The following is a 13078-nucleotide window of genomic DNA, read 5'->3' as shown; positions in this document are numbered from 1 at the left end:
CAGGCCGGGGTCGCACGGTTGGGGCGGTCCCGCCGGGCACCCGCGGCTCTCGCCGCGCTCAGCGGTCTGATCGCCGGGTTCTGCGCGCTGGCCGTCGCCGAACTGGTCGCAGCCGTCGTACGTCCCGAGGCAGGACCGGTCACGGCGGTGGGCGGTGCGGTGATCGACCGCACTCCCCCGGCCGTGAAGGACTTCGCGGTGAGGAACTTCGGCACCGACGACAAGCTGGTGCTCCAGCTCGGCATTCTGGTTCTCCTGGCGCTGTTCGCCGCGGGAATCGGGATGCTGGCGCTGCGGCACCGGCGGCTCGGTTCCGCTGCCGTCCTGGTCTTCGGTCTGGTCGGGGCGGTGTCGGCGGTGGGACGTCCGGAAGGCGCACCGGCCGACGCCCTGCCGTCGGTGGTGGGTGCCCTGGTGGCTGCGGGAGTACTGCATCTCCTGGTCGGACGGCTCGAACCGGTTCCGCGTCCCTCTCCCGCGGCTGGGGAGAGGGACGCGGAACCGCGAGGCACCTTCGACCGGCGCGGCTTCGTGGTCGCGGCGACCGCGGCGGCGGCGGCCTCGGCGGGCGCGGGACTCCTGGGTCGGCGGCTCACGTCATCCGTCCAGGCCGGGGCCGCCGCCTCACGTCACGACCTGGTCCTCCCGGTGCCCGATTCCGCCGCTCCGGCCGTCCCGCCGGGCGCCGATCTCGGCATCCGGGGGCTGAGCTCCTTCATCACCCCGAACAAGGACTTCTACCGGGTGGACACGGCTCTGGTCGTACCCCGGCTCGACGCCGGCCAATGGCGTCTGAAGATCCACGGAACGGGTGTCGCGCGGCCGTTGGAGATCGGCTTCCAGGATGTGCTGCGCCGCGAGATCATCGAGCGGGACATCACGCTCGCGTGCGTGTCCAACGAAGTCGGCGGACCCTTGGTCGGCAACGCCCGGTGGATCGGTGTACGGCTGGCCGATCTGTTGCGCGAGGCCGGCGTGCGCCCCCCGTCGCAGGGCGGTCCGGCCGACCAGATCGTCGCGCGTTCCGTCGACGGCATGACGATCGGCACACCGGTCGAGACGGTCATGGACGGGCGCGACGCGATGCTCGCCCTCGGCATGAACGGCGAGCCGTTGCCCTTCGAACACGGCTTTCCGGTCCGGATGATCGTTCCCGGCCTCTACGGATACGTGTCGGCCTGCAAATGGATCAAGGACATCGAACTCACCACGTTCGCCGCCTACGACGCCTACTGGGTCGAACGGTCCTGGTCGCAGCAGGCGCCGATCAAGACCGAGTCACGGATCGACACCCCCCGCCCGTTCGCCTCCCCGAAGGCCGGCGTCGTGCCGGTGGCCGGGGTCGCCTGGGCCCAGCACCGGGGCATCTCCCGGGTCGAGGTCCGGGTGGACGGCGGGGACTGGCACACGGCCCGGCTGGCCGCCGCGGACAGCCGTGACACCTGGCGTCAGTGGGTGTGGGAGTGGCCCGCCACCTCCGGTCGGCACACCCTGGAGGTCCGCGCCACCGACGGGACCGGCGCCACCCAGACCGGCGAGCGCGTCGGCACCGTGCCCGATGGTGCGACCGGCTGGCACTCCGTGGTGGTCGACGTGCCCTGAGCCGGGGCACGCGCCGACGGACCGGTCGCCCCTCGCAGCACCGTTCACCCGCCCCCGGAACGGTCGCTCCACGCAATCCGTCGGTCACCGACGATCCACGGGAGACCGCCGGGAGGGCCCTTCACGCCCGCCGCGCCGCAGGAGCGCTGGTCGCACTGCCGCCGGCCCCGACGGCCCGGTCCGGCGACCGCGAGGAATCCGTACGCTGGCCGGATGGAGCATCCAGGTGCGGTCGACCGGCGGGATCGGGCGGTGGGCGCCGTCGTCGGGTCCGCGGTGGGGGACGCGCTGGGCGCGCCCTTCGAGTTCGGCCCCGCGGGCGTGTACACGACCCGCTTCCCCGACGGCGCCGGCGCCATGTGCGGAGGCGGCGGCTGGGATCCGGGCGAGGCCACGGACGACACCCAGATGGCCGTTCTGGCCGCCGAGTCCCTGCTGGAACGGGGCGGCCTCGACCTCCCCGACATGTTCGACCGGTTCCGCCGATGGGCGGCGGGTGAGCCGAAGGACATCGGCCTGCAGACCGAGTCCGTCCTGACGAGCGGTGATCCGTGGGACATCGCGGCAGCGTTGCACTTCCAGACCGGCGGGCGGGCGGCGGGCAACGGTTCGCTGATGCGGGCCGCCGCACCGGCGGTGTACTTCGCGCGGGCGGGCCGGGTGGCGACGATGGACGCCGCCCGCCGGATCGCCGCGCTGACACATGGCGACCGGGCCGCCTGGGAGGGCACCGCCGTGCTGCACGAGCTGATCCGGGTGGCGCTGGACGGCGGCGATCCGCTCGCCGCCGTGCCGGGTGCCCTGGACCTCGTGCACGAGGATCACCATGAGCGCTGGGCCGCCGTCCTCGCGCCCGGCTGGCACCCCGACGCCGCGACGGAGTTCAACGGTGCGGTGTGGCCGTGTCTGGGCACCGCGCTGTGGGCGCTGCGCACGACACGTGGATTCGAGAACGCCCTGGCGGCGGCGGTCGATGTCGGTGGCGACACGGACACGGTCGCGGCGGTGACCGGTGGGCTGGCGGGGGCGGTGTACGGCTTCGCCGCGATTCCGGTGCGCTGGACCGGCCCCCTGCATGTACCGCTTCCGGGACACGGGGACCGCGTGCTGCGGACCGCCGATCTGGCGACCCTCGCCCGACGGCTGGACGCGGGCCCGCCCGTTGCGGATTCGACGGTCATCCGCACACCGTGAATCTACACATAAGGGTGAGATAAGCGCAGAATGGACATGCAGGCCACTCGGCGCACGGAACGGAAGTCGGGTCTGCACGAGCGAAGGAGACGAACCCCATGTCGAACCTCTCGCACACCGGCCGTGACATGGCCAGTCACCCCGATGTTTCCGAAATGCGCGACCGCTACGCCCGAATGCTCGGCGGCCGTGACGTGGCCCTCGTGGACGCACCGGTGTTCCTCATCGGTCTGTACTGCGCCATCTCGCCCTGGGTGCTCCACTTCACGGCAACTCAGCCCACGCTCGTGGCGCACAACCTGATCATGGGCATCGCGATCGCGGCTCTGGGCCTCGGGTTCACCGTCATGCCGGAGCGGATGTATGGCCTGAGCTGGGCCATCTGCGCGATCGGTGCCTGGATGATCATCTCGACGTGGGTCGTCGGCAGCGGTCCGAGCCTCGGCGTCATCCTCAACAACGTCATCATCGGCGGGCTGACCGTGCTGCTGGGTCTGGTCTGCGTGGGCGCTTCGATGAAGAGCGGCAGGAAGACGGTCTGACACGAGGCGTCCCGGCCGGTCCGCGTGCAGCGGACCGGCCGTCGACGGCCGGGAACGGCGACGCCGGTCCGCTGCCCGGGTCCGTGGGTGGTCAGGCCTGCCGGAACGGGAGGTAGTCCACGTCGTACCCGAAGTACCGCGGCCCGGCGAGGGCCAGACCGCCCGGGGTGGTCCAGCGCGGGTCGCAGGGGGCCGCGAGGACGCTGACACGCAGGCCGTAGCGCAGGCCCTCCGTCGTCACCGGGTCACCGGTGTCGGTGTCCAGCACGCAGATGAGGTCGGGCGTGGTGGCGACCGTCTCGCCGTCGCGGGTGGCGAGCAGGTGCTCGTTCTGGAAACCGAGTTCCAGGACCCGGCCCGCATCGTCGCCGATGCCCTCGATCCGGGCGCCACCACGGGCGAAACCGCCCTGGGTGCGGCGGCTGACGTCGACGACCTTGCCGGTCAGCAGATGGGTTCCGAAGAGCATGGCACGGGCCGCGCCCACCGGGTCGGCGTGTGCCGCACGCGCCTCGCGGACGGCCGCGCCGAGACGTTCGGCGAGCGTCATCGTGGCGGGGACGAGTCCGTCGGCGAGCTGGTCCCCCCGCATCACGGTGTCGGCGCTGGAGATCTGACAGCCGAGCTCCACGCAGACGGCTCGGGCGATGCGCTCGGCGGCGTGGTTGGAGACGGCGTCGACGATGATGCTGTTGCCCTTGTCGTCGGCGAGCGCCATCGGCGTGTTGGCCACTCCGATCAGGCCGGGCAGCACCATCTGCGCCTCGGGAAACGCGCGGCCCATGGCGTCGCCGTCGACCAGCGGCAGCCCCGCCTCGGCGGCGCAGGCGATGGGCAGCATGGAGTTGACGCCGCCGACCTCGATCGGGGCGATGTGGGTGGCGGGGCGGCCGATGTGCTTCTCCAGGGCCCGCAGCGCCGCGACTTCCTCGCCGCCGGCCGGGACGCGTTCCAGCAGCACCGTCGGCGCACCCATGCCCGAGACGGGTACGACGGTCGCATCGGCCGGCACCTCGTCGAAGGAGACGAGCCGGACCGGGCCATGGGCACGGATGGCCTCCCGGGCCAGCAGCTTGCCGATGTACGGGTCGCCGCCCCCGCCGGTACCGAGGATGCCCGCGCCGCGCGCGATGTCGTCCAGGTTGTCGAGGTTGATCTCACGCATGTGACGCTGCTCCATGGGTGTCGCGCGCCCCGGCCGGGGCGTGGGTGCTGCCGATGCCGTTCAGGTCGAGGTCCCCGACCGCCTTGACCCGGATACGGGTCGCGCCGCCCGGCAGATAGGCGAGCGGCACCTCCTCCACGTCGACGATGCGGACCGTGCCGGGCCTGGCGCCCGCGCTCTCGGCCCGCGCCACGGCCTCCTCGCGGGCCTCGGCGAGTACGGAGTCCCGACGCCCCTCGGGGACCTGGAAGACCCGGTCCACCTCTCCGCCGACCTGGGCGATGGCGGCGCCCACGGCGTTGGCGACGCCGAAGTGGCCGGGGCGGCGCACGTCGTCGAAGCCGGGCAGCGACGACGGCACCAGTACGCTGCCGCCGCCCACCGCGACGACCGGCAGCGGGCCCGCCGATGTGCGCATCCGGTCGACGGTCTCGGCCAGCCGCTCGGCGATCCGGTCGAGGGCGCGCGCGGTGAACTCACGGTCCAGGTGGGCGACCCGGGAGCAGTCGCCGATGTCGGCGCGGCCCGCCGCGACCGCGAGATCGGTCGCGGTCAGGGTGCTGCCGCCGAAGACCAGCGCCTCCTCGGTGAGCCGGAAGCCGACCGATCGGGGGCCCGTCTCGCCGTCGGCCGCCACCAGGGATCCGCCGCCGATGCCGAGCGAGAGCACGTCGGGGATACGGAAGTTGGTGCGGATGCCCGCGGCCTCGCTCTCGCCCGCCGCCTCGCGCGGGAAGCCGCCGGCCAGTATGCCGACGTCCGCCGTCGTACCGCCGACGTCCACGACCGCGCAGTCGCCGAGACCGGAGAGGAACGCGGCGCCGCGCATCGAGTTGGTGGGCCCGGAGGCGAAGGTCGCCACCGGGTAGGCACGGGCGAAGTCCACGTCCATCAGGGTGCCGTCGTTCTGCGACAGGAAGAACGGGGCGGTCAGCGAGACCTCGGCGAGCGACTTGGCGAAGGACTCCACGATCGCGGTCGCCAGGTCCCGCAGGGCCGCGTTGATGATCGTGGCGTTCTCCCGGGCCAGCAGCCCGACCCTGCCCAGTTCGTGCGAGAGCGAGAAGTGGACGCCGGGTCCCAGCTCCGCGCCGAGGATCTCGGCGGCCCGGCGCTCGTCGTCCTCGGCGACCGGAGAGAACACGGACGAGACGGCCACCGAGGTCAGTCCGCGCGCGGCGATGTCGGCGGCGGTGCGCTTCAGTTCCTCCGGGTCGAGCGGCGACAACGGCCGTCCGTCGAACTCCCGTCCCCCGTGGCAGAGGTAGCCGTGTCCACCGACGGCCGCCCGCTGGCGCTCGGGCCAGTCGGTCATCGGCGGCAGAGCGGCCGTCGCGGGCAGGCCGAGGCGTACGGCGGCGACGGGTGCGAGCCGGGCGCCCTCGATCAGGGCGTTGAGGAAGTGGGTGGTGCCGATCATGACGGCGTCGACGGAGTCCATCGGCGGGTCGAGTGCCCGGATCGCCGCGGTGACGCCGGAGGTGATGTCGGAGGTGGTGGGCGTCTTCGCGGTCGCGATGATCCGGTCGTCGTCCCCCAGGAGGGCGGCGTCGGTGTTGGTGCCTCCGACGTCGATTCCGATGCGCATGGTGTGTCCGTCTTTCGTAGGGGGGTGGGGTTTCGGGCGGGGCGTACGGGTCAGGCGCCGGCCTTCGACGACCAGGCCGTGCCCGCTTCCGCCTCGATCGCCGCGGCAGGGTGTGCGGGCTGGTCGAAGGGCAGTTCCCGGGCGCCGCGCACCAGGCCGAGCTTGCCGAGGACGACATAGCCGAGCCCGGCCAGCAGCAGGGAGTCCAGTGCCGGGATCCCCCACCACTGGTAGTGGTCCCCGAGCCAGCCGAACAGGGATGCGGCGGCCCACAGGACGATCGTGGCCGGAACCCAGCCGGGTTCCGTCTCGGGGAGCCGGCCGAGGGAGCGGGACGCGTCGAGCTGCGGGCGCCACTTCTTCACCACGAAGTACTCGGCGACCATGATCCCGGCGACCGGCGGGGTGAGGACGCCGAGCAGCGTCAGGAAGTCGGTGAAGCGGTCGAGGATTCCGGCCGCGGCGGCGAGGCTGCCGAGCACACCGATCGTGACGGTCGTACCGACCCGGTTCAGCCGGACCTTGAAGAGCGCCTCGACGGCGCCGATCAGGCCGAGCGACGAGGAGTACAGATTCCAGTTGTTGATCTTCACGGTGGCGGAGACCAGGACGATGACGCCGATGACGCCGGAGGAGGACGTGATGATGGCGATCAGGTCGGAGGACTTCACCGCGTAGGCGAGCAGCACCCCGCCGAGGCCCAGGACGTACTCGCCGAGGCTGATGCCCACGACGGTCTGCTTGACGACATCGCCGGTGTTGCGGTTGAAGCGGGTCATGTCGGGGGTGGTGACGGCACCGACGATGTACGAGCCGGCGACTATCGTCGCGCCGGTGGCGATGGACATGTGGGCGCCGAACGGCGCGGACGCCACCAGATCGCCGACGTCGTGCCGGGAGAACTCGACCATCATCGCCCAGCCCGCGAGGCCCAGGAAGGCGGGGACGGTGACGAACGCGGTCCAGCCCATGGCGCGGAAGCCGCGCAGCACGAGCGCGGTGACCCCCAGTCCGCAGATCAGGCACCACGCCCAGACGGGCAGCGCGGGGACGATGGAGTGCAGCCCGGCCGCGAACACGGCGGTCTGCACTCCGAACCAGCCGAACAGGCTGACCGCGATGACGAGTCCGATGAGGGTGGAGCCGTAACGTCCGAAGCCGGTCCAGCGGACCAGCATCGAGGTGGACAGTCCCTCCCGCATACCGGCGATGCCGACGAAGATGCAGACGATCTCAAGGATCACCGAGCCGAGCGTGAACGCCCAGAACGCGCCCCAGAAGGAGAGCCCGGCGCCGAGCGCGGCGCCCAGCAGGAACTGGGTCAGGTCGGAGAGCTGGCCGAAGCGCTGCACGGCGACGTTGAACCAGGAGTAGCGGGCCGCGCGCGGCACTCGCTCCAGCGGGTAATCGTCGTCCGCCTGCGACTCCTGTCGCTCCGGCTGTCGGCGCACGGATGGCTGTGGTTGCACATCGAACTGCTGGGTCATGGGGACGGTCCTCGGGTGGGCGGGGCGGGCAGGAGGGCGCAGCAGCACGGCACCGGGCTGCTCCGAAGGGGAGAAATCGGGGGTGGGGAGCGGGGTTCAGAGCGGGAGTGGCGGTCCAGCGGCTCGTGCGCGAAGGAGCACCGCACCCGGCAGATAGGGCACCGGCAGGTCCGGTTCCGCATGGGTGTGCACGCGCCGGGGATCGGCCCCGGCCCGTACGGCGCCGGCTCGGGCCAGGTCCCGCACCTCGTCGCGTACGGCGTCGAGGCGGCGGCCCGGTCCCCGGCGGACGATGCGGTCGTACTGCCCGCCGACCGGGCTGGCCGCCGCGCCGAACGCCCCGGCGACGCCGCCGTGTTCGGGCCGTACGACGTCGAATCCGGTCAGGACGCGGCCGGGCACGCCGTCCGCGCCGCCGCCGACCAGGATCAGCGGGAGCAGTCCGGCCGCGGGGCGCATCCGGTCAGCCGCCTCGGCCAGTTCGCGGTGTGCGCCGGCGCCCACGGTGATCAGGTCGGGGAAGCGCAGGGCGACCGGGACGCCGCCGATGCGCTCGCCGGGACCGGCTTCCTGCGGGTAGCCGCCGGTCAGGGCGCCGACCCGGGCTCGGAGTTCACCGATGTCCGCGACCACGGCGTCGCGGAGTCCGGCCAGGAGCCCGGCGCCTCGGATGGTGCAGGCCGGGCCGCTGCCCAGGCTGAGTCCGGGCTGGCGGCGCAGATACTCCAGGCTCATCAGCGTGCCGTCGCTGCGGGTGACGAGGACGGCGGCGCCGGGGGCGAGGCCGAGGCCGGGCAGGGTGGCGGTCAGTTCGTCGGCGACCCGCGCCACGAGCACGGACAGCGCCGCGTCGAGGACCGTGGCGTTCTCGCGGGCCAGCAGGTCGAGGGTGCCGACGTCGCTGGAGAGCAGAACGGTCGTGTCCGGGCCCGTCTCGGCGCGCAGGATCTCCGCCGCCTCCCGCTCCTGGCTGCCGTCGACGGGCGAGAACACGGCGGTGACGGCGAAGGCCTCGGCCCGGCCCGCGAGCGCGGCGCCGAACCGGGCGACGGCGTCCCGGTCGAGCGGTGTGGTGTCACGCGGTGCGAGGCCCCCGCCGCCCGCGACGTTCGCGGTGCCCGCGCACACGGCGTCGCGCAGCGCCTCGGGCCAGCCGAACAACGGCCGCACGGCGTCGGCGGCGGCGCCCCCGACGCGCAGCACTCCGACCCGGGCCAGTCCGTCCCGCTCCCGCACCGCGCGGGCGGCGACCCGCAGACCCACCGCGAGCTGGGTGGCCCGGCGGCGCGGCTCGGCGGGCAGCGCACCGACGGCGGCGGCGAGCGACCCGACGGCGTCACCGGGGATCGAGGGCACCTTGACGGCCCGTACGGCCCGGTCGCCGTCGAGGAGGACGGCATCGGTGTTGGTGGGTCCGACATCCACTCCGAGGATCACGGGGTGCCTCCCCGCGACGGGCGGCCGTCGGTGCTCGAAGAACCGTCCCGCACACGTCCACGGGGTCCCGGGGAACCGTCGGCTCCTCCGTCGGCTCCTCCGTCGGCTCCGATTCCTGCGAGGCCGAAGGCGGACGGGCCCGCCAGACGCAGGCCGTTCGGCGTGTACCAGGCCGGGGCGGAGGGCATCGTGACGAGATGGACGCGCAGACCGTAGCGGACCTCCTCGACCGGGACGGCCCAACCCGTCCGCACGTCGACCAGGGCGATCACGTCCGGCACGACGGCGAGCGGTGTGCCGTCCTCCAGGGCCGCGACGAATTCGCTGCGGGCCTCGACGAGCACCAGCCGTCCCGCGTCGGGGCCCGCGCCCTCCAGCAGGACGCCCGTCGCGTCGTCGCCGTCGGCGGTCTCGGTGGCGTATCTGCGGACCGAGGAGACCTTGCCGGTGAGCAGCGGTGCGGGTCCCTCACCGCGGCCGAGGACGAGCGCGCGCGTGACCGATCCGGCGACGGCGTACCGGGCCGCCTGCCCGGCGGTGAGGGGGTAGTCGGTGGAGGCGGCACGCCCGCCGAAGGCGACGACGGCGGCGCGGGCGAACTGTTCGAGGTGCGCGCCGTCCACCTCGTCGATGACGACGGTGTGGCCGTGTTCGTCGGCGAGAACGGCCGGCCCCGGGCGCAGCCCGGCGAGCTCCAGGACGTTCTGGTCCATGCGGGGAAAGGCGCGCCCCATCGAGTCGGCGTCGAGCAGCGGCAGACCCAGCCGGGCCGCCCAGGCGACGGCCACACAGCCGTTGAGGCCCCCGATCTCGCTGCTCATCACCGCGGCCACCGGTGCACCGTGCAGCGCCTCGAAGCGGGCCCGCAGGCGTGCGGGTTCGTCGCTGCCGCCGATCCGCTCGGCGGCGACCGCGGGCGACCCCACCAGCCCGACGGGCATGACGAGCGCGTCCGCGGGCAGCGCGGCCGGGTCGACGACCGGCACCGGACCGCACTCCTCGATCGCCTGTCCGGCGACAGGAAGGGTCACGTCGGCGGGTCCGCCGCCCCCTGATCCCAGGACGGCACAGCCCCGCGCGAAGTCGGCGAGTGCTCCGGCGTCCACGTTCATGAATCCAGCGTAGGGAGACGGAACGCGCCCCGAATGGGCCGAGGGCCCATGATTGAACGGGCCGATGTGCTTGCGGCACACTCGACGCATGCCGCGCATTCTGGAACTCCTCTCCTCTCCCGGACTCGACGAGGTCCGCCCGCTGGTGGGTCCGCTCGACGCGATGGAGGTCACGGGGGTGCGTCTGGAGCAGCGCCCGGACCGGCTCGCCGCCATGCCGACCGGGACGATCGCCGTGCTGCTGACGCCGGTGCCGGGACATCTGCTGGACGTGGCGGTGCGGGACGCGGCGGCGGCCGGGGCCGCCGCGCTGGTCCTGACCGGCCTGACGGAGACACCCCACGGGCTGCCCGCCGAGGTGACGGCCACGGCACGGGCGCTCGCCGAGCGGGGCCGCGTCGCGGTGCTGTACGCGGAGGGGGATCTCGCCGCGCTCGTGGTCGCCGTGGAACGGGCGGTGGCCGGTTCCGCGGCCGACGCGCTGGCCCGGGTCGCCGCCGCGGCGCGGGAGGTGACGACGGTCGCGGGCGACCCGGACCGGGTGGCCGCGGCGGCGGCCCGCGCCCTCGGCGTACCGGTGGAGCTGCGGACAGCGGGTCCGGGCGAGGAGGGTGCCGCCGCCGCGGGCCCCGACGGCGAGATCCGGCTCGCGGCCCCGGCCCGCCCCGGTCACGCGGGAGCGGCGGTGCGGTCCGTGCTCGCGCTGGCGGCTCTCGCCGCGGCGGGCGGCGGCCACGGCGACGTCCCCGTGCGTTCCCGTGGCCGGCTGCTGGCCGAGCTGCTCGTGGCGCCGCAGGACCAGGCCGCCCGGCTGGCCGCGCGGGGCCGGGCGCTCGCGCTGCCGGTGGACGGCTGGCACATCGCCCTGCGGGTGGAGGCGGGCGGTCTCGACGCGACGGACCGGCCGAGGACCCTGGACGCGGTGATGTCCCAGGCGCTGACCCTGCTGCGGACCTGGGACCGCCCGATGCCGCTTCCCGGCGCTCCCGCGTCCCCGCCCACGGACACCGTTCAGTGGAACGCCGCCCTGGTCGACGACGCCCTCGTCCTGCTGAGCACCTGGCCCGCCGACCCGGGGACGGACGGGCGGCATGCCACTCTGGCCCGTGCCCGACGCGTGGTGGACCGGCTGGCGGGACTGCGCCCGGAGGCCGGGCTGAGATGCGGTGTGGGCTCACCGCACCGGGGCCCCCTGGGGATCCGTACCACCGCTCGTGAGGCCCGCGCGGTCGTACCGCGCGGCGCGGGACCCATGGTGGCCGCGCATGACGCGGTGGGCCTCGACCGGATGCTGCTGGAGTGGTACGCCTCGGACACGGCGCGCGAGGCGGTGGCCGAACTCCTCGCCCCGGTACTGGCGTTGGGTCCGGAGCGTGCCGAGCCACTGCTGCGCACGCTCCAGGGGTACCTGGACCACAACAACTCTCCCGCCCGCGCGGCACAGGCCCTGCATCTGCACCGGAACGCGGTGGGCGCCCGCATCCGCAGGATCGTCCAGCTCACGGGCGCCGATCTGAACGAGCCGGATGTCCGCCTCGCGCTCCAACTGGCCTGTCGCGCGGGCCTGTCCACGCGCCCCGCCGAACCGTCCGCACCACCGGCCGCCGGGCCCTGACTCCCGCGAGGCCCCGAACGCCGACGGGCGTGGCAGGGGCCGTCGATGCCAGAAACGGTTGACGCGGCACCAACACGCCTGTTCCACTGGGCAGATGCGCCCTCAGCTGCGGCTGGTCACCCGTGACCACATCGACTTCGGTCGAGTGTGGTCCGCCTCGTGTTGTTCCTGACAGCTCCGACGTCAGCACTTCACACGACCGGTTTCCCGCAGCACGAGATGAGGCTTTGCCATGCCCGTCGAGTTTCTCGGCATCGCAGCAACCAACGAAGGTTCCGAGGTGACCCCCCGCTCCGGGGCGTCCTTCGACAAGAAGTACACGCGCGAACTGGCCCGCGCGCACGAGGACCACGGCTGGGACCGGGTCCTGTTCGCCTACGGGTCCGGCTCCCCGGACCCGTCCCCGGCCGCGGCCTACGTCGCGGCGCACACCGAGACGCTCCAGATCCTGGTCGCGCACCGCCCCAACGTCTCGTACCCGACCTTCGCGGCCAAGACCTTCGCGACCCTGGACCGGATCAGCGACGGCCGCCTCGCCGTGCACTTCATCACCGGCGGCAACGACCACGAGCAGCAGCGCGAGGGCGACTTCCTCACCAAGGACGAGCGGTACGCGCGCACCCGTGAGGCCATCCGGATCATCAAGAAGGCATGGACCTCGCACGAACCCTTCGACCACGAGGGCACGCACTACCGCTTCAACGACTTCGTGAGCGACACCTTCCCCGTGCAGCAGCCCCGTCCGCGCGTCTCGTTCGGGGGTTCCTCACCGGCGGCGTACGCGGCCGGGGGCGCCGAAGCCGACATCTACTGCCTGTGGGGCGAGCCACTGGCCCGGACCGCGGAGCAGATCGCTTCGGTGAAGGCGGCGGCGCAGGCGGCGGGCCGTACGGACACACCGAGGATCCAGGTCGCCTTCCGGCCGATCATCGCTCCGACCGAGGAACTCGCCTGGGAGAAGGCCCACCGGACGCTGGCACGGATCAAGGCCCGCAGGGCCGCTGCGCCGGCGAGCCGCCGCCACCCGCTGAACAACCCGGAGAACGCCGGCTCCCGACGGCTCCTGGCGGTGGCCGCCGAAGGGGAGCGCCACGACCGGGCGCTGTGGACGCCGACCGCGGCGGAAACAGGCGGGGCCGGCAATTCGACGGCCCTGGTGGGCACCCCGGAGACGGTCGCGCAGGCGCTGCTCGACTACTACGACCTGGGCGTGGAGATCCTGTCCGCCCGTGGCTACGACCTGCTGGACGACGCGATCGACTTCGGGCGGCATGTCATCCCGATCGTCCGTGAGGAAGTGGCGAAGCGCGACGCGGCCCGTACCGCCGCGTAGTAC

At 73.4% G+C, this 13078-nt stretch carries 10 protein-coding genes; 5 read left to right on the top strand and 5 right to left on the bottom strand.

Translation table 11 applies throughout. From position 1 onward, the window contains the following. Positions 1-18 precede the first annotated feature (18 nt). From ACIRP2_RS25795 to ACIRP2_RS25785, 3 genes are all read left to right on the top strand, one after another. Positions 19-1602, top strand: coding sequence for a molybdopterin-dependent oxidoreductase (locus tag ACIRP2_RS25795; RefSeq protein ID WP_404254440.1), 1584 nt, complete (start codon positions 19-21; stop codon positions 1600-1602). Between the two features lie 213 nt (positions 1603-1815). Beyond that, entirely contained in the window at positions 1816-2796 is a 981-nt protein-coding gene (locus ACIRP2_RS25790; protein ID WP_404254120.1) for an ADP-ribosylglycohydrolase family protein, read from the top strand. Between the two features lie 98 nt (positions 2797-2894). After that, the gene (locus tag ACIRP2_RS25785) at positions 2895-3338 is read left to right on the top strand and encodes an SPW repeat protein (protein WP_404254118.1); all 444 of its coding nucleotides are present in this window, start codon (positions 2895-2897) and stop codon (positions 3336-3338) included. Positions 3339-3429: 91 nt separating this feature from the next. Here ACIRP2_RS25785 and ACIRP2_RS25780 read toward each other — a convergent pair whose 3' ends face one another. From ACIRP2_RS25780 to ACIRP2_RS25760, 5 genes are all read right to left on the bottom strand, one after another. After that, positions 3430-4503, bottom strand: coding sequence for a DUF917 domain-containing protein (locus ACIRP2_RS25780; RefSeq protein WP_404254116.1), 1074 nt, complete (start codon positions 4501-4503; stop codon positions 3430-3432). Next, complete coding sequence (locus ACIRP2_RS25775; RefSeq protein ID WP_404254114.1) at positions 4496-6091, bottom strand: hydantoinase/oxoprolinase N-terminal domain-containing protein; 1596 nt, start codon at positions 6089-6091, stop codon at positions 4496-4498. The genes ACIRP2_RS25780 and ACIRP2_RS25775 overlap by 8 nt, the downstream gene beginning before the upstream one ends. Positions 6092-6141: 50 nt before the next feature. Next, entirely contained in the window at positions 6142-7578 is a 1437-nt protein-coding gene (locus ACIRP2_RS25770; protein WP_404254112.1) for a purine-cytosine permease family protein, read from the bottom strand. Between the two features lie 96 nt (positions 7579-7674). After that, positions 7675-9015 carry a hydantoinase/oxoprolinase N-terminal domain-containing protein gene (locus ACIRP2_RS25765; protein WP_404254110.1) on the bottom strand — a complete coding sequence of 447 codons (1341 nt, stop codon included), beginning with the start codon at positions 9013-9015 and terminating at the stop codon, positions 7675-7677. Continuing rightward, a complete protein-coding gene (locus ACIRP2_RS25760; RefSeq protein WP_404254108.1) occupies positions 9012-10127 on the bottom strand; it encodes a DUF917 domain-containing protein in 1116 nt (371 codons plus the stop codon). Before ACIRP2_RS25760 ends, ACIRP2_RS25765 begins: the two co-directional genes overlap by 4 nt. Before the next feature lie 88 nt (positions 10128-10215). Here ACIRP2_RS25760 and ACIRP2_RS25755 point away from each other — a divergent pair, with 88 nt between their 5' ends. Both ACIRP2_RS25755 and ACIRP2_RS25750 read left to right on the top strand, forming a co-directional pair. Continuing rightward, complete coding sequence (locus ACIRP2_RS25755; protein ID WP_404254106.1) at positions 10216-11742, top strand: PucR family transcriptional regulator; 1527 nt, start codon at positions 10216-10218, stop codon at positions 11740-11742. Between the two features lie 232 nt (positions 11743-11974). Then, on the top strand, positions 11975-13075 hold the full coding sequence (locus ACIRP2_RS25750; protein ID WP_404254104.1) for an LLM class flavin-dependent oxidoreductase: 1101 nt from the start codon (positions 11975-11977) through the stop codon (positions 13073-13075). The last annotated feature ends 3 nt before the right edge of the window (positions 13076-13078 follow it).

The sequence above is a fragment of the Streptomyces sp. NPDC101194 genome (assembly GCF_044767885.1).
GTDB lineage: Bacteria > Actinomycetota > Actinomycetes > Streptomycetales > Streptomycetaceae > Streptomyces.
Note: the sequence above shows the minus strand (reverse complement) of the source record. Positions and strands in the feature narration are given on the sequence as shown.